The following is a 16,790-nucleotide window of genomic DNA, read 5'->3' as shown; positions in this document are numbered from 1 at the left end:
CCCTGAAACGGTCCCGAACTCAAGAGTTCCGACCAAGATCATTAAGGTGTGTGTCAGTTTCCGAAGTCGAGTGCACGGATGTCAGGAGTCGTCTGCACACACGCGCTGAGGGGCGCAGCGTCGCGGGAATGGACCAGCGCGGCGGTGCAGTCGATCGGAATTCGGTGGTTGGGCTCCTTGCGTAGGCTCGCTCGCAATAGGTCTTTATGCGTGATATCGGCCGGATTCTTTGTGTCCGGTGGAGGCCATTTGGTTGCAGTTCCATGTCGCTGGGGTGCCGGTGGGGGGTGGCGTGTCTAGCCTGAGGATGCCGGTGCGGTGCTCGCGGGGGCGCGGGCTTGTGTCTCGTTATGGAATGGCGGGCGGGGCTGGTGGTTGATCGGTTACTGGTGGACATCGATGCTGATGGCCGGGTGTCGGTGGCGATATGTCTGGCTGGCGAGCAGTTTCCCAGGGCGGTGGGGCGGCCTGTTGAGGTGGCCTGGCCGCTCGATGAGCAGGCGTTGGAGGATCTGCGCTGGTATTTGGAGGACTATCTGCGTTACCCGTTCGCGGTGTATTCCGAGCGTGGAAGCGATATCGCCGCGAAACTGTCCGGGTGGGGGGAGAGTGTTTTCGAGGCGGTGTTCGGTTCGGCGCCGGTGCGGGCGGCGTACGCGACGGTGCGGGCGCGGGGCCATCCGGTTGAGGTGGTTCTGCAGTCGGCCGCCGCGCAGCGGCTGGGGCTGCCGTGGGAGTTGATGTGTGATCCTGCGCGCGGCCGCCCGTTGGTGCTGGATCAGGTCGCGCTGACCCGCAGCCTGCCGGCGGCTGACCTGAGCGAGGCCTTCCCCGCGGGCGGCGCGCGGCTGCGGGTGTTGATGGTGATCTCCCGGCCGGCCGGTGAGCGTGATGTGGGCTATCAGATGATTGCCCGGCCGCTGCTGGAGCGGCTGGAGGCGGTACGCGGCAGCGTCGATCTGGTCGTGTTGCGGCCGCCCACATTGGACCGGTTGCAGCAGGTCCTGGACGAGGCGGTCGCGGCGGGCGAGCCGTTCCAGGTCGTGCACTTCGACGGGCACGGCGTGTTCGGCGGCGGGCACGTCCCGGCCCCGGGGTGGGACCCGCTGCGTTTCCAGGGGCCGCTCCCGCGCGGGATGCTGGCCTTCGAGACGCCCGGCGGTGAGCCGGATCTGGTGTCGGCTGAGCGGGTGGCGCAGGTGCTGTCGGCCGGGCGGGTGCCGGTGGTGGTGTTGAACGCCTGCCAGTCGGGGCAGGTCGGCGGCCAGGTGGAGGCGGCGGTGGCGACCCGGCTGGTGCAGGGTGGGGCGGCCTCGGTGGTGGCGATGGCCTACAGCGTGTACGCGGTGGCCGCGGCGGAGTTCATGACCGCCTTCTACGAGCGGCTGTTCGCCGGGGACCGGGTCGCCGACGCGGTCACCGCCGGCCGCTCCCGCCTGGCCCTGCACGACAAAAGGCCCAGCCCCAAGGGCCCGCTGCCGCTGGCGGACTGGGTGGTGCCGGTGCACTATCTGCGCCGCGACGTGAGCTTTTCGAACCTGCGTACCGATCGCCGGGGGGCGTCGCTGGAGGAGATGCTCGACCGGCTGCGGACCAGCCCCGGCGACAGCACCCAGGCAGACGATGATCTAGCTCCGGCCAGCACGTTTGTGGGCCGTGACGACCTGTTCTACACCCTGGAGGCCGCCGCCAGGTTGCAGCGCGTGGTGATCCTGCACGGGCCCGGCGGGACGGGCAAAACCGAGCTGGCCAAGGCGTTCGGCCGGTGGTGGCGCGACACCGGCGGCGTCGATCGCCCAGACTTCGTGCTCTGGCACTCCTTCGCCCCCGGAGTCGCCTCCTTCGACCTGGACGGGGTCATCACCGCCATCGGGCTACACGTGTTCGGCGTCGACTTCGCGCAGCAGGATCCCGGCGAGCGCTCCCGGATCGTGCGGCGGTTGCTGTCCGAGTATCGGCTGTTGCTGATCTGGGACAACTTCGAATCGGTGCATTCCATGCCCGACCCGACCGCGGCCACCCCGCCGCTGTCCGACCCCCAGTTGGAGGAGTTACGGCGCTTCCTTTCCGAGCTCGCCCGCTCGGGCAAGAGCTCGGTCCTGATCACCACCCGCGGCCCCGAGACTTGGCTGGACAAGGAGCTTCGGCGGATGAACGTCGGTGGCCTCGGCGAGCACGAGGCGATCGAGTACGCCGATCAGCTCTTGCAGCCTTTCCCGAACAGCCGGCCGCGCCGCCAGACACCGGTGTTCGCCGAGTTGATGCAGTGGCTGGATGGCCATCCGCTGGCCATGCGGCTGATCGTGCCGCATCTGGACACCACCGAACCCGGCGTGCTGCTGGCCGCGCTGCAGGGCGCCGCCCCGATCCCCGGCCGCGACGATGGGGACCGCAGCACGTCCCTGTCGGCCTGCGTCGCCTACTCCTTCACCCACTTGCCCACCAACGACCGGCAGGCCCTGACCACGCTCGCGCTGTTCCACGGCATCGCTGACGCCGACGTCCTGGCGATCATGTCGCAGCAGCCGGAGGTCCCAGCGCTGTTTCAGGGCCGAAGCCGCGAGGATTGGGTACGCGTGCTGGACGGGGCCAGCGCGGTCGGACTGCTCACCTCGCTGGGTGTCGGGATGTATCGGATCCACCCCGCTCTGCCTGCCTACCTGACCAGCAGCTGGCGCCTGGACCTCCCGGCTGGCTTCGACCAGCAGTACACCCTCACGACCCGAGCACTCCTGAGCGCCTACGTCGCCCTCAGCCGATGGCTGCGCCAGCAGATTTCCAGCGGGGCCGCACAACTGGCGTTCACCGTGATCGGTCTGCAGCGCCGCAGCCTGGGCAGCATGCTCGGCTACGCCCTGGACCACCAGCTGTGGGACCACGCCCAGCACATCATCCGACCCCTCGATGGGTTTTGGGTCCTTCGGGGGCTGAGCGAGGAAGCCCAAGGTTGGACCGACCGGGCTCGCCTGGCTCTCGAAGGGCCCGACGGAGCCGCGCCCAGCCTCGACACAGACGGCGGTCAGCTCTGGCTGTTCATCCTCGGCAGCGAAGCCGACCGGCACCTCCGGATTCATCGGCTCGACCAGGCCCAGCACACCTACCTGAACCTTCTCACGGCCCTCCAGCAGCAATCCCCCCTGCACCTCGGCTCCATTGCCGCCGCCTATCACCGGCTCGGCGTGGTCGCGCAGCTGCGGGGGCTGCTGGATGAGGCCGAGGACTGGTACCACAAGTGTCTGACCATCGAAGAGGAGCTCGGTAACCGGCCCGGCATGGCCACCAGCTACCACGAGCTTGGCGTGGTCGCGCAGGAGCGGGGGCTGCTGGATGAGGCCGAGGACTGGTACCACAAGTCTCTGACCATCGAAGAGGAGCTCGGTAACCGGCCCGGCATGGCCACCAGCTACCACCAGCTTGGCGTGGTCGCGCAGGAGCGGGGGCTGCTGGATGAGGCCGAGGACTGGTACCACAAGTCTCTGACCATCAAAGAGGAGCTCGGCATCCGGCCCGGCATGGCCACCAGCTACCACCAGCTCGGCATGGTCGCGCAGGATCGAGGGCTGCTCGATGAGGCCGACGCTTGGTACCACCGATCCCTGACCATCAAGGAGGAACTCGGTAACCGGCCCGGCATAGCCAACAGCTACCACCAGCTCGGTCTTCTCGCCGAATCCCGGAACCAGCTCGGTCAGGCGTTGCATTGGATGATCCGGTGTGTGGCGGTGTTTGAGGAGTTTCCCCATCCCGCCACCGGCCCAGGACCGCGCGACCTCAAGCGCCTGACCGCTGAAGCCGGCCTGCCCGCGCTTGAAGCCAGCTGGGAGAAGATCACCGGCCGGCCGCTTCCCTCCGCCGTGCGGGACTATGTCCTCGCTCCCGACACATGACCGATCTCAGGAGCCAACCATGACCGACCCTGCCGCCGAAGGCGCGCGAGCCGCCGCCCATCGCCTCACCGCCCAGTACGGGCCTGGCCTCGTCACCGACGTCGAAGCCGCCCTCCACACTCGCGACGCCAGCCGCCGGCCCGACCAGTACCTCGATCCCATCTCCCTGAGCTCGCTCATCGTCAGCGTGGCCGCACTCGCCTGGACCGTCTACACCGACCTGAAGCAGAAGACCAGCACCCCGGCCGCGGACGTCGTCACCCGGACCGTCCGTACCGAGCTGCGGCGTACCCGCACGATGAGCGTTCACGATGACGAGGTCATCGCCATCACCGTCCAGGAAACACTCACCATCCTCAGCGCCCAGCCCGAGCCCCCGCACGCCCCGCAGTAGACCGGGCTGCCACCCTCGATGACCTGAAGATCACCACGACCGGCGCCGCGTCTGTCTTGCTGTTTCAAAGGCGACCATCCGTGAGACACCGCACGCGGCCGACCAGGTCGAGGGCGAACACCGTTTCACCGGTGAGTGCAAACGGGGTAGGCACGCGAAACGCTCCAATGAATGGTCCCGTGGACGCTAACCCTCGCCGTTGATCTTGCTCACCGTAGGCGAACTTCTGCGATGCTCGCCGCGTGAGTGATGTTGAGCTGTGTCATCAGTTCTCGATTGGTCGCGCGAGCTGCGTCGAGATCGTCGGTGAGGTCGCAGATCTGACTACGCAGGTTTTGGATGAGTGCTTCGAGTTCGGCGACCCGGCTGCGGAGGACATGCAGATCCTCGTTCGGCTGAAGCCCGACATCCTGGGCCACCGACTGTCCGAGGGTCTTGGAGAGGCGGCTTTCCAGGGTGATGACGCGCAGGCGTAGACGGTCACTGTGCTGACGCGCGTTGAGCAGGTCGGCCTGCAGGGAGGCTGCGCTGACCGCAGGGGCTGGTCGTGCCGGAGGTATGGCGGCGGCAGTGTTCAGGACGGCCGCGTGGAGTTCGGAGTGGCGGTGGATGAAGCTGCGATGGACACCGGCGGCGCGGGCGACGGAGGAGATGGTGATGTCGGCCCCGGCCTCATGGAGGATTTGGAGTGCCTGCCGGACACGTTGCTTGCGTGTCTGGGTGTCGCGGTGCCGGGCCTTGACCAGCGGGTTCAGGGTGTCGTCGGTGGAGGTCATGGGCGCATGGTGACGTGTCGGGTGTCGGTAGGGATGGCAGGCATGCCGAGGTGGACGGTGCGGCGGGTGGAACGCACGACCCTGACCGCTTCGGCGATCTGGGCGCGCTCGTCATCGGTGAGCTCGTCCATGTGTTTCTCGACGCGGCGGATGAGTACGCGCATCGCGGTGATCTCCTCCTCGCTCGGGGCGGCTTCGGTACGCGCCCAATCAGTGAGCTCGGTGGCGGCCAGGACCCGCTCGCGATCGGCGAGCAGCCGGTCAAGGTAAGTGCGGAGCTCGGGAAGGTAAGAGGCGTCGGTGCGGAAGTGCCCGCAGCCCAGGCAGCGGAACCGGAAGGGGCAGGCGCCCCCTCCGGCCTGGACGTTGGCGGGTTCCACACAGATCCCGTAGGGGACCGAGATCTGGCCGACGCGCATCCGGGCGCGTTCGCTGTCGAGAACCTGCGCGGTCTGTCGCCAGATGCGGTTGCCGGCACCGTCGAATTGATGGGTGGCGACCTGCTCGACGGCTTCTCGGCTGCGTTTCTCGGTGATGCGGTAGTAGACCTGGGTGGAGATCGTGCTCTTGTGGCCCATGAGCTCGCGCAGCACGTCGATCGGAGTGCCGGCGTCTGCATGCCGCTGGGCGTAGGTGTGGCGGTAGACGGCCGCCACGACGTCCTCCTGCGGGAAGATACCTCCGTCGCTGAGTTGGAAAGGCGGCATGGTGTCGACCCACTCGCGGTGGAAGTTGCTCAGTGACGTGGCGCGAAGCGAGCGCTTCCCGTCGGGGTTGCGCAAGGTACCGGGAAACAGCGCCAGCTCTTTAGGCGAGGTGTCAGGGAAGGCAGCGCGGACAACTGCTTGCTGATCGAGGATGAGCTTGGCGGTGTCGTCGGCGATCGGGAGCCGCCGGTCGAGCCGGTTCGATCGTTATCTTGGGTTCTTGGCCTCTTCTCGCAGGTCAGAGCTCAGATGATCTTTTCAGGCACGTAAGGCACGTTGACCGATCTTGAAGGCATGTTGCATCGATAGCGTGGCCAGGCGTTTGGGCCGATCACGCGATGGCGGCAGAGGTCGATACCGGCGCACGGGCTGGCCGGGGTGCGGCCGTCCGGGCCGAACGCCAGCCCATACACCACGCTGTCGTCGTCGCTACCGACCAGTACGAGACCACGATCACCGAGACGGCGGCCGACGCCGTCCGGGACCACCTTCGGCCCGCCACCGCCTGATGCCTTCCCTCACTACGCCCGGTGTGCAGCCCAGCCGCGGTGGCCGACTGCAATGCCTCGAGTGCGGGCGCTGGTGTCGGTCGCTGGCCGTGCACCTCAACCAGGGTGAAGGCATGACCGCTGACCAGTACCGGGAGAAGTACGGCCTGCCCGTGACGCTGCCGCTCGCCTCCTCCGACCTGAGCGAGCTGTGGCGCGAGCAGGCCAAGGAACGGCTGAACGCGGGCGTGCTGATCTCGATGGAGGAGCAAGATCCGGCCACGCGCAGACGAGCAACCCGGACCGGCAATCGTCATACCGAGACGGCGCCCCGGCCTGGTGTGCGGACAGCGCACCAGGCCGGCTTCGTGAAGGGGCGGACGCAGGCGCACCAGAATGCCCGCGACGTCCTGTGCCGCAAGGCCGTGGAGCTCGGATACCACGATTGGGATGAGCTGATCCGGCAGACGAAGGACGTGAGCGTGTACGCGCTGGCCGAGCTCGTCGGCCGGTACCCGGGCACGGTGGCCTGCTGGCCAACCAAGATTCTCGGACAGGGGTGGAAGACAGCCGGTGGACGGCTCCGGCCCCGGCGTGCTGCGGCCTTCGCCCGGCGGGACTGGCCAGACCTTGAGACCGCGCTGGCCCAGGCCGGGACCATGAAGGCTGTGACGAAGGCGGTTCACAGCACGGCACGAGTCCTTCGTGAATGGAACAGCCACCGGGTCGGCGCTCAGCGAGACATGCTCGGCGGGCGATAACGGGTTTGCGACGTATGCGCGCTGGGCGTGGTTGTAGCCTCACGCTGGAGGAGTGACGGCCTCTCCTCCTCTGCCGGGTGAGCCACGGCCTCGGCGCTGGCCGCGGGCGCTGGCCTGGACGGCGGCCCTGGTGACGCTGCTGGCCGGCGTGGCCGGGTTCTTCCTGGCTGACCCGCTGAACCTCCCCACAGATCTGCTGGACGTTCTCGACAAGCGCGCCAGCGTGATCAGCATGGTGGCCGGGCTGCTGTTCGGTGGGCTAGGGGTATGGCTGCAACGACGTCCGCCTTCCGCTCCCGCGTCCTTACCGCCGGAACCGAGCAAGGCCCTGGAGCCAGTGGACATGACAGCGCCACGGACGCCTGCTCGACCGTTCCACCTGATGCCGCGCCCGCTGCACCTGGTCGGCCGTGATGAGACGCTGCCCAGCCTGCACGACCGCCTGACCAACGCCTCGACGTTGCCCTACTGGGTGGCGGTCCATGGCCTGGGCGGCATCGGCAAGACTAGCCTGGTAGCCGAATACAGCCACCGCTACCAGCACGAATACCAACTGGCGTGGCATCTGCCCGCCGAGGATCCCACCATGTTGTCGGCCGCGTTCGCCGAGTTAGCCGCCCACCTCGGCGTGCAGCAGGCTGACCAGGCTGATCCCGTACGTCAGGTGCACGCTGTACTCAACGCCCATCCTGGCCGATGGCTGCTGATCTTCGACAACGCGCCCGACGCCGACGCCCTCCACGGCCTCCTGCCGCCCACCGGCTCCGGGCATGTCCTGATCACCAGCCGGTCGGGAAGCTGGCCGGACCCGCACGGCCTGGAGCTGGCCGTTCTGGACTCCGGTCCGGCCACCGCCTTCCTGCTGGAGCGCAGTGGTCGCGAGGATGCGCAGGCGGCGGCCGCCGTGGCGGCCAAACTCGGCGGCCTGCCACTGGCGCTGGAGCAGGCTGGCGCCTACATGGCCGAAACCGGCACCGACCCCAGCGGCTACCTCGACCTGCTGACCCGCCACCGGCCGGCGCTGCTCGCCGAGGGCAAGCCCTGGGGTTATGCCGAGAAGGTCACCTCCACCTGGCAGGCCGCCTTCGACCAGCTCACCGGCACCCACCCGCAGGCGATCGCCCTGCTGCGGCTGCTGGCCTGCTACGCGCCTGAGGACATCCCTTACCACCGTTTGCTTGACGATCTCACCGTTGACTCGCTCGTCGGACTCGGTGAGGGCAAGGGCGCCAAGAAACAGCTGAGTCTGCTCCCCGCCGGACGCCTGCAGGTCAACACCGCGATGGCCGCGCTGCGCCGCTACTGCTTGATCAGCCGACCGCATGACGGGCTGGTCTCGATGCACCGCCTGGTCCAGGCCGTCACCCTCGATCGGCTCACCGACGGCCAGCGCAACGCCTGGTCTGCCGTCGCCAACACCATCCTGGAGCAAGCCCTCCCCGGCACACCCTACGTACCTGCCGCCTGGCCTGATTACCGGCGCCTGCTGCCGCACGGCCTCACCGTCCTGCCTCCCGGGTCTGATGCCCTCCACGAAATCTCCACGTATCTCGGCGCCGCCGGCGACTCCCGGACCGCTCGCACTTTGGCCAGGCAGCTGTGCGACCACCGCACCGAGCACCTTGGCGCCGAACACCCCGACACCCTGACCACCAGGCACAACCTCGCCGAGTGGACGGGGCAGTCGGGGGATGCGGCCGCCGCCCGCGATCAGCTCGCCGCCCTGCTCCCCATCCGCCAACGTGTCCAGGGTGCTGACCACCCGCACTCCTTGGAGACCTCGCATCATCTCGCCATCTTCACCGGGCTGGCGGGAGACGCGGCCGCCGCCCGCGATCAGCTCGCCGCCCTGCTCCCCATCCGCCAACGCGTCCAGGGTGCCGAGCACCCCGACACCCTAAGGACCCAACACGACTACGCCGACTGGATAGGGGATGCAGGGGATGCGGCCGCCGCCCGCGATCAGCTCGCCGCCCTGCTCCCCATCCGCCAACGCGTCCAGGGTGCCGAGCACCCCGACACCCTGAGGACCCGACACAATCTTGCCCATTTCACCGGGTGGGCGGGGGACGCGGCCGCCGCCCGCGACCAGTACGCCGCCCTGCTCCCCATCCGCCAACGCGTCCAGGGCGCCGAGCACCCGCGCACGTTAGACACATGGCACCAGCTCGCCTACTTCACCGGGCTGGCGGGGGACGCGGCCGCTGCCCGCGATCAGCTCGCTGCCCTACTCCCCATCTGCGAACGCGTTGAAGGCCCTGAACATCCCGAAACCCTGACCGTTCGACACGCCCTCGCCCGCTGGACGGGGCAGGCGGGGGACCCCGTCGCCGCCCGCGACCAGTACGCAGCCCTGCTCCCCGTACGCGAGCGAGTCCTGGGCGCCGACCACCCCCACACCTTGGCCAACCGACACGCCCTCGCCAACTGGACCGGGCAGGCGAGGGGCGCGACCGCCGCCCGCGACTAAATTAGGCGCCGTCCGCCGCACCAACCGCTCTCTCATCCACACCCGGGCCGGCCACAGGCTCCGCACCGATGCGCCGGCTGTTCGCCGCCGATTGCGGTAGAGCCTGTGAGAAGGTGCTTGCGACTTCGCGTGGCCACGTCGTGACTGAGGGAGCTTTTCTGATGGTTTCGGACGTCTACTTTCTCGCCTTGCATGAGCCCTACCATTCGCCGCAGCATCCAGTGGCGATCAACGCCTCGATCGTGCATGCCCGTACCCTGCTGCATTCGGCTCTGCCGCAGCCGGACGGCGCGCTCATCTACCGCTGCCTGACCGAATTCCCCGATCGCCGGCCGGGCTGCGTCGTGCCGCTGTCGACCTTGACGTTCGAGCTGGACGGTGGCCGGAGCTGGGCACAGATCGGCGACTGGGAGCAGGTCGTCGAACACCTGGTGGGACTCACGCGGGCCGGCCGCTGTGATGCGATGCCGCTTGGGCTGCCGGATGTGATGGCCGCACTGCTGGCCAACGGCCCCATGACCAGCGTCCGCTTCGGCGGCGGAGTACCCGTTGATCCAGCTGGCCGTCAGCGGCACCTGGACGAGCTCGCTGCGCTGGTGAAGCAGGCCAGCAGTCAGGGCGCGTTCTGGCCGGGAGACACCCTGGTGCCTGTGCCGAGGAGTCCGAAGACGCTGCCGTACCAGCTGTTCCGGTCGGGCTTGGCAGGGTTCAGGTTCTCTTGGCAGGGTCCCGGTTCCAGCAGCGATAAATAGGTCGAGTCGAGGAATCGCCGAATGGTCAGAGACGGTGGATGACGGGGTGTGTTCCTGGCGGGGCACGAGGGGAGCGGGAGTGTGCGCAGCCTGGGCATGAGCGATCTGGTGGGCGTCACGTGGGCGGTCATCGACTTCGAGGGGCTCACCCCCGCAAGCCGCTCGCCGGTTCCGATCGAGGTCGCCGTTGTGGCCGGTCGCCTGACCGGCGACGGCGCGTGGGTGGAGAGCGGCCGGTTCACCTCGCTGATGAGCCCGCCCGCCGACGTGCCCGTCACTGCTTTCACCACCGCCCAGAGCGGCATCACCGCGGCGATGCTCGCGGCGGCGCCGCCCGCGGACCAGGTGATGTGCGCGCTGGATGCCTGCTTCGTCGCGCCACCGTACCGGCTGGTTGCCCACTCGGCGCATACCGAGGCCACGCTGATCGGCGGCCAGCGTCGGCACTGCCCGACCGTGGCCGCGATCCCGCTGATCTGCACGGTGCGGATGGCCCGCGTCGTGCTGCCCGAGCTGGGTTCGCACACTCTGGATCGTGTCGCCAGCCGCCTGGGGCTGACGATCCCGGCCGACCGGCACCGGGCCCTGCCCGACGCCGAGCTGACCGCGCAGGTGTTCACTCGCCTGGCTGTGGAGGGCGTGCGGGCGGACCGCTGGCGCACTCTGCTAGAGCTGCAGGCCGTCGGCGGGGTGTACGTCAAACCCGAACCCAGCCGCCAGGCAGCCCGAGTGGTGCAAAGCGAGCTGTTCTGACATCGGTCCGCCAAGGACTCGACATGGTGCGGCCAGCCCGGACGATAGCGCGATCGTCCCGCGCCGGCGATGGAGCCGAAAACAGGAACCCGATCGGATCCAAAGAGATCGAGGCGTCGATGTGATCATTGCGGAAGCGCTCCTCGTGGCCGCGTCGCGACGAGCCTGGGAGTGCGCGCTCCCAAGTGGCGATCGCCAAACTCCTCACCGGCCTGTACCTGCCCGAGGAAGGGTCGGTCACCTGGGACGGCGTCGACACCGCCCACCTCGACCGCGACCGCGCCTTCGACAGCGTGGCCCTGCTGTCGCAGGGCTTCGAACGCTGGCCCTTCACCTTCTCTGAACTAAAAAATTGATCATGAAGTTGGTCAGAAGCGACCTGTTAGCGCATGGAGCGTAGGCGCCGCCTGCCCGTTTGTTCGTTTATGAGTTGCATGAAGGATCTCGCCGCAGCACTCCGCCACTTCGCCCTTCTGGCTCCACCTGCCAACCGGGCGGCCACACGTGCCTTGCGCCCATCGCCGAGGATGTCACTAACGCCCCATCGAGGTTGACAGCCTGTTCCCAGCCATCTCGTGGGAACTCGGCGATACCGCCAAAAGTCGCCTTGTCGAACGTAGTTTCGCCAGTGAAGGTGGCGCCGAGGAATCGGACTTCTTCGGCGAAAGACGCCCCGTTGAACCCCGCGTCGCCGGTGAAGGTCGCCCCGTTGAAACTGGCTGCCCCCTTGAAGGCAGCCCCGTTGAACGCCGCCGTACTCGCAAAGGTCGCTCCTTCGAACCAGGCGTCGTTCATGAAGGTCGCCCCCTCGAACTGAGCAGAGCCCCTGAAGGTCACCGCGACAATGGCGGCGGGAGCTGTGAAGGTCGCTCCGTCGAATCTCGCGCCGTTCATGAAGGTCGTCTGGACGAACTGGATGTCACTCGTGAAGGTCACCCCTTTGAACCAGGCGCTGCCTTTGAAGGTCGCGCCGCCGAACCAGGCATTAGTGAAGGTCGCTCCTTGGAACGTGGTGAAGCCGAAGACCGCCCCCGGGAACTGAGCGGCGTCTGTGAAGGTCGCTCCTTCGAACGTGGTGAAGTCTGTGAAGACCGCCCCGTTGAAGAGAGCGGGCCCGATGCGGCAGCTGCTGAGGTCAAGGTCCACGAGGGTGGCTCCGGTCAGGTCCAGGCGGATGCCGGGCCAGAAGGCGTCAGAAGGCGATGTGGCGGGTCGCCACCAGCGGCGGGCCGCGGGAGCAGGATCGCGGATATGGGCGGCCAGAATGCGCTGGGCGGTGAGCCGGACTTGGCGTTCCTCGTGCGGATCGCGGCCTTTGGTGCTGTCCAATTTGGTTATCCCACCGATGGCCGCGCGCGGGACCGCGGGGCCCAAATCCTCGTGGTTGCCGTCCCGAGGCGGCGTGTAGGGCATGCGTAGGTAGGCGCAGATCACATCCACGATGGTCTGCCGCATTGCAGGGTTGTTCTGGGCAAGCTGTTCCAACGCATAGAGGCCAGCCAGCCGGACCGGAGCCTGATCGTGGCCAAGCTGCTCGGCTGCCTTGCCGAAGCGGTCGGTGTCATGACCGCGCTCGCCGAGCTGGAAGGTGCGTCGGGCGGTGTCGGCGTTGCGCGCGGTGTAGTAGACCGCGCCGAGGGCGGCCAGGCCGGTGGCGAACGCCAGGGTGCGGCCGCGGACCGCGTCGACCGCGGAGGCGAGCTTCTCGCCGGTCAGGCCAGTCACGCCGTCAACGTGCCCCAGCCACCAGGACGCGCCGGGGCCAAGCATCCAGCCGATCGCCGCGGCTAGCACCAGTCCAACCACGAGGACCACAATCGAGGCAGGCTTCACGTCCATACCGTGGCCCATTTCAGGTATCGCGGCCACGGCTTTCCGGCAACAGGGCGATGCGGCGCTGGCCGACCGCGCGGCGTATGGCGATAACCAGCAGATCGACCTTGTGCTGATCGATTCCAGTCACCGTCTGTCGAAGGTCGACCGGGACGCCGTCGGCCAGACTCGCGATGATGCGCAGCATGCGTTGCTCGCCTGCAGAGCAGGGCAGTGTCCCGTTATCGAGGGCGGTGATGGCGGCAGTCCAGTCGACGGTGGCCATCGGCAGGCCGTCGAACAGGCCGTGCTCGAGGGTCACGAACCGGCCGGTGAAGTCGCTGCGCTGCAGCCAGGTCTGCGCGATGAGCAACTCGGCGGCGGCTTGGAGGCAGTGGACTCCTTGGGCTTGGTGTCGCAATGCGGCAGCCAGCTCGATGGGCGGGGTCATGTGGTCCTCTTCGGGAGTACGGCGGTGCGGCCGGCGATGTCCGGGAAGGCCGGCATGCCCAGGTTGATGGTGGTCGCGCGGCGGGCCCGCTCGTCGAGCTGGGCGAGCTTGCCTTCGGCCGCGGCCAGGCTGACCCGCAGACCTTCGGCCTCGCCGAGCCAGCCCTCACGTTCAGCTTCGGCGATGCGGGCGATCAAGTTGGCGCGGATCTCCTCCAAACGCGGCCGCTGATCCGCCGAAATTCTCAAAAGTGGGCATCTGACGCAGGAGTGTTCGTGCTGGCAACTGGCCCCATAGGCGCGACCGCAGTCGCCCAGCGCGACCTTGCGGCGTTCGAAGTGCCCGAGGAACTCATCCCATTCCTCGTCGGTCGGGGTGCGGTATTCGATGCCAGGTCGCAGCGAGCGGCGGCGGGCGATGAAAGCGCGATGGCCGTTGATCGCTTCCTCGGGATAGATCGCCTTGTAACCCATGGTCGTGTTGATGTCTTTATGTCCGAGCAGGAGCTGGGCGATGTGGGGTGGCATCCCGTTGACGATGGCTTCGGTCGTGAACAGCCTGCGGAAGTCGTGGGGTGAGTAGGTGAGCGGTCGGCCGGAGGCATCGGTCAGGTCGGTGAAGAGCAGGATCTCGTTCAAGGCCCGGCGGATGGTGCCGGGCGAGATCTCTCGGATCTGGCCGCCGCTGGTCCACTGGAGCAGCAGCGGCAGGGGCGGGTTCCGGAGTTTTTCGGAGGTGTCCCAGGAGGAGACCAGGGGGATCACCCCGTCTTCGCCGCGGATGCGACAGACGATCGTGCTCAGAACATCGGCGAGTTCGGGGCTGACGACCAGCAGGCGTTCTTCGTCGGTCTTGGAGGGCGCGATGTGCAGGAGCGGGATCAGTTCGCCGGTGTTGGGGAGTCGGTATTGGGTGATGCTGTGGTGGCTGAGCTCGCGGAGTTCCTCAATCCGGATACCGGTGTGCCGAAGGATCTCGATCGTGGCCCAGCCCCAAAACGCTCGGTTCTCCTCCCTGGCCAGCTCGCGGCGGCGCCCGGTCGAGTCGAAGGAGGTCAGGGAGTCGCGGCGGCCTAAGTGGTGGCCGCGGGCCTTGGTGAAGGTCTCGCCCAAGACCGTGAAGGCCTCGCTTGGGCGGGCCTGCCGCAGAGCGGCCAGCCGTGCTTGAGCATTCCGGAGGTGCTGCTCAGCGGCGCGGACCAGGTCCGGCAGGGTCGGGAGCCGTTCTCGAGTGCGCTGATCCATGCGGGCCTTGCGGCGGGAGAGCTGCTTCTTCTGAGAGATCTCCGCCGAACTGATCGGGCAGGGCGCGGCCCAGGGCCCCCAGCGAGCCGGGTCTTCCAAGGCCCATTGAGCGATGTCGAGGTAGAAGGCTCGAACGCAGGTCAGGGAGTCGATCGCGTTCAAGCGGGGAGCGAGAGTCTCGCCGATCGTTACCTGCTCGGTGAACGTCTTGCGCGGGCACACCGCCGTCGAACAGATCCAGCGCCTCTTGCGCCACAGCAGCTCACAGCGACGCCCGGCAACCGGCAGATCCCGCGGCCGAGTGGTCACCCACTCCTTCACCCGGGTGGCCCGCACCCCGCAGCCGGGGCACACCCTCGCCCGTTCATCCATCGTCGCCAACCATACGATTGGCCCCTGACCAGCGTGTTCATCTCTTGCGATGACCTCGGCGACGGCCAGGCCATCCAAGCCCAGTAATCGGGTCGTATCGTTGACCATGCTCGCGGCTTCTCTGTCGTGATCTTCTGCGTCGACAACAGAAATGATCGACGGAAGCCGCGAGCTCCCTCAAGAGCCGACCGCACCCCAGCCACGCGAGCACGAACGGTCAGGCCTCAACCCCGATCAAGTTCGAAGAGCCGTCATGCCCCGGCGCGGGGCCAGCATTGTCCATCTTTGTGTAATACGGTGGCCTTCTCCCGAGGAGCATGGTGAGTACAGCGAAAGTCATCGTGGTGGCTCCACCCGCGGTCGCATGCGAAAATCCTGCGGAAATGCGATACGGCGGCGTCGAAAGGGTCGCCTGGCGGTTGGTGCGGATGTTGACAGCGCTCGGCTGTGACGTGGTGCCCATTGCCTCCGCCGACAGTGACTTCGGCTCCTCTGTCACCACGCGCGGATTGTCGCCGGTTCCGTCCTGGTGTCGGCCGGATCGGACGCCCCAGGTCTACGCCGAGGACACGACGGCGCTGCTCGACCGCTTCGGTGATCATGTGCGACGAGTTGTCGAGGTGGAACGGGCGGATGCGGTCCTGATGCTGGGCCCTAGCTTTCCGGTCCTGCGGGAGACGTTGACCGCCGCCCGAGCGGCCGATTCCCGGGCGGCAGCAGTCCTGCACAATGGTCCGGTTGACAACGTCGACACAATGCCATTGCTCGCCGCCGCCGATGTCACGCTCTTCTGCCTCTGTGAGGCTCAGCGCTCTTCTTTCGGCGCGTTGGCGCAGCGTATGGAGGTCGTGACAGACGGCATTCCGGTTGATGCGGTGCCATTCTCTGCAGACCCCGTGCTGACGCGAAACCGACTATCCAGTGACCCCGCATATGCCGGCCTGCACCTCCGCGCTGAGCGTCCCCTGGTTGGTCAAATTGACTACTTCCATGCGAACAAGGCCATGCTGACCACACTCCAGATCTTCCTCGACTCGGGGCTGTGGCGCACTCACGATCTGCTGCTCGCCGGCGGGCCTGGGTGGCAGTTGCCGAGCCGGTCGGACTCCGCCGAGGAGCCTTACCTGAATCAGATGCGCGCCTTCGTGGCGCGAAACGATCTCGCCGGTTGCGTGCGCATCCATGGCGAGTTGACCGGCGCCCAAGCTACTGAGCTGTACGGTGCGATGGATGTCTGCGTCAGTCCAGTACGGCTGGAGAACCAGCCGGAATCCCGGGACGCCGAGTCGTACGGTCAAGGACGTGCGATCGCTAACAGCGCTGGCACGCCGGTGCTCATGTCCACTGCCTACGATAGCTCTTTCAGCGCCCGGCCAGAGTTCCGGTTCGAAAGCGCCGAGCAGGGTGCGGAGTTGCTCGGTGAGCTTACCGTCTCCGCCGAGATGCGCCAGGAGATGAGGGCCTTCGCCGAGCGTCGTGATGCGATGGCTCCGGCCCTGGTTCGTTACGCCCAGTTCGTCGGGCTTCACCGCACCCAGGACGACGTGGCGCAGGCTGTCGCGCAGGTGGTGGACAGCGAGGTCAACCGAGGCCGGCGTTGAGTCATTGGTCGTGTGCCCTGCCGCTTGTCGCCGCCTCTCGGGCATCTCGGCCTGCTCGTGAGCTGGCCGGTGGGTCTCGGCAGGTGCCGTCGTCTCGGCTAGAGGTCGCGTAGGAGCAGCTCGATCGCCGCTGGAGTGCTCGATGCCGATTTCGGTCAGCATTCCCAGGGTTTCCTGTATTCGCAATGCTTGCCCACACCAGAGCGCAATGCGTAAAAGTAGGCATACAAATCTGGCAATCCTCGTTTGATCACGAAAATGTCATGTTTTGGGTGGTGATGGCGTCTGGCACCGGTGCTGCAGGCACCGCCGAGATCACCTT

At 67.3% G+C, this 16,790-nt stretch carries 13 protein-coding genes; 8 read left to right on the top strand and 5 right to left on the bottom strand.

The features are described from left to right. Positions 1 to 389: 389 nt before the first annotated feature. Together AB0C30_RS41390 and AB0C30_RS41385 are read left to right on the top strand one after the other, a co-directional pair. The gene (locus AB0C30_RS41390) at positions 390 to 3,887 is read left to right on the top strand and encodes a tetratricopeptide repeat protein (protein ID WP_357954388.1); all 3,498 of its coding nucleotides are present in this window, start codon (positions 390 to 392) and stop codon (positions 3,885 to 3,887) included. Between the two features lie 19 nt (positions 3,888 to 3,906). Then, on the top strand, positions 3,907 to 4,281 hold the full coding sequence (locus AB0C30_RS41385) for a hypothetical protein (protein WP_357954385.1): 375 nt from the start codon (positions 3,907 to 3,909) through the stop codon (positions 4,279 to 4,281). A 209-nt stretch (positions 4,282 to 4,490) separates the two neighbouring features. Here AB0C30_RS41385 and AB0C30_RS41380 read toward each other — a convergent pair whose 3' ends face one another. Continuing rightward, on the bottom strand, positions 4,491 to 5,057 hold the full coding sequence (locus AB0C30_RS41380) for a hypothetical protein (protein WP_357954383.1): 567 nt from the start codon (positions 5,055 to 5,057) through the stop codon (positions 4,491 to 4,493). Then, positions 5,054 to 5,839 carry a hypothetical protein gene (locus AB0C30_RS41375; protein ID WP_357954381.1) on the bottom strand — a complete coding sequence of 262 codons (786 nt, stop codon included), beginning with the start codon at positions 5,837 to 5,839 and terminating at the stop codon, positions 5,054 to 5,056. Before AB0C30_RS41375 ends, AB0C30_RS41380 begins: the two co-directional genes overlap by 4 nt. A 433-nt stretch (positions 5,840 to 6,272) precedes the next feature. Here AB0C30_RS41375 and AB0C30_RS41370 point away from each other — a divergent pair, with 433 nt between their 5' ends. The 5 genes from AB0C30_RS41370 to AB0C30_RS41350 all read left to right on the top strand — a co-directional run bounded on the left by AB0C30_RS41370 (position 6,273) and on the right by AB0C30_RS41350 (position 11,344). After that, the gene (locus AB0C30_RS41370) at positions 6,273 to 7,013 is read left to right on the top strand and encodes a MucR family transcriptional regulator (protein ID WP_357954379.1); all 741 of its coding nucleotides are present in this window, start codon (positions 6,273 to 6,275) and stop codon (positions 7,011 to 7,013) included. A gap of 52 nt (positions 7,014 to 7,065) precedes the next feature. Then, positions 7,066 to 9,483, top strand: a complete 2,418-nt coding sequence (gene fxsT, locus AB0C30_RS41365) for an FxSxx-COOH system tetratricopeptide repeat protein (RefSeq protein WP_357954377.1) — start codon at positions 7,066 to 7,068, stop codon at positions 9,481 to 9,483. Positions 9,484 to 9,644: 161 nt separating this feature from the next. After that, positions 9,645 to 10,235: a hypothetical protein gene (locus AB0C30_RS41360; RefSeq protein ID WP_357954375.1), complete on the top strand. Its 591-nt coding sequence runs from the start codon at positions 9,645 to 9,647 to the stop codon at positions 10,233 to 10,235. A gap of 81 nt (positions 10,236 to 10,316) precedes the next feature. Next, entirely contained in the window at positions 10,317 to 10,988 is a 672-nt protein-coding gene (locus AB0C30_RS41355; RefSeq protein ID WP_357954373.1) for a 3'-5' exonuclease, read from the top strand. A 185-nt stretch (positions 10,989 to 11,173) separates the two neighbouring features. After that, entirely contained in the window at positions 11,174 to 11,344 is a 171-nt protein-coding gene (locus tag AB0C30_RS41350; protein ID WP_357954371.1) for a hypothetical protein, read from the top strand. A 67-nt stretch (positions 11,345 to 11,411) separates the two neighbouring features. Here AB0C30_RS41350 and AB0C30_RS41345 read toward each other — a convergent pair whose 3' ends face one another. The 3 genes from AB0C30_RS41345 to AB0C30_RS41335 are packed head-to-tail and all read right to left on the bottom strand — an operon-like array spanning position 11,412 to position 14,867. After that, positions 11,412 to 12,827, bottom strand: a complete 1,416-nt coding sequence (locus tag AB0C30_RS41345; RefSeq protein WP_357954370.1) for a pentapeptide repeat-containing protein — start codon at positions 12,825 to 12,827, stop codon at positions 11,412 to 11,414. A 13-nt stretch (positions 12,828 to 12,840) separates the two neighbouring features. Continuing rightward, positions 12,841 to 13,251 (bottom strand): hypothetical protein, encoded by a 411-nt coding sequence (locus AB0C30_RS41340; protein ID WP_357954368.1) that lies wholly within the window; start codon positions 13,249 to 13,251, stop codon positions 12,841 to 12,843. Next, positions 13,248 to 14,867: a tyrosine-type recombinase/integrase gene (locus AB0C30_RS41335; protein ID WP_357954366.1), complete on the bottom strand. Its 1,620-nt coding sequence runs from the start codon at positions 14,865 to 14,867 to the stop codon at positions 13,248 to 13,250. The genes AB0C30_RS41340 and AB0C30_RS41335 overlap by 4 nt, the downstream gene beginning before the upstream one ends. A gap of 383 nt (positions 14,868 to 15,250) precedes the next feature. Between AB0C30_RS41335 and AB0C30_RS41330 the strand changes: the two genes are divergently transcribed. Beyond that, complete coding sequence (locus AB0C30_RS41330) at positions 15,251 to 16,468, top strand: hypothetical protein (protein WP_357954364.1); 1,218 nt, start codon at positions 15,251 to 15,253, stop codon at positions 16,466 to 16,468. The last annotated feature ends 322 nt before the right edge of the window (positions 16,469 to 16,790 follow it).

Source organism: Nonomuraea sp. NPDC048901 (assembly GCF_040649695.1).
Taxonomy (GTDB): Bacteria; Actinomycetota; Actinomycetes; order Streptosporangiales; family Streptosporangiaceae; genus Nonomuraea.
Note: the sequence above shows the minus strand (reverse complement) of the source record. Positions and strands in the feature narration are given on the sequence as shown.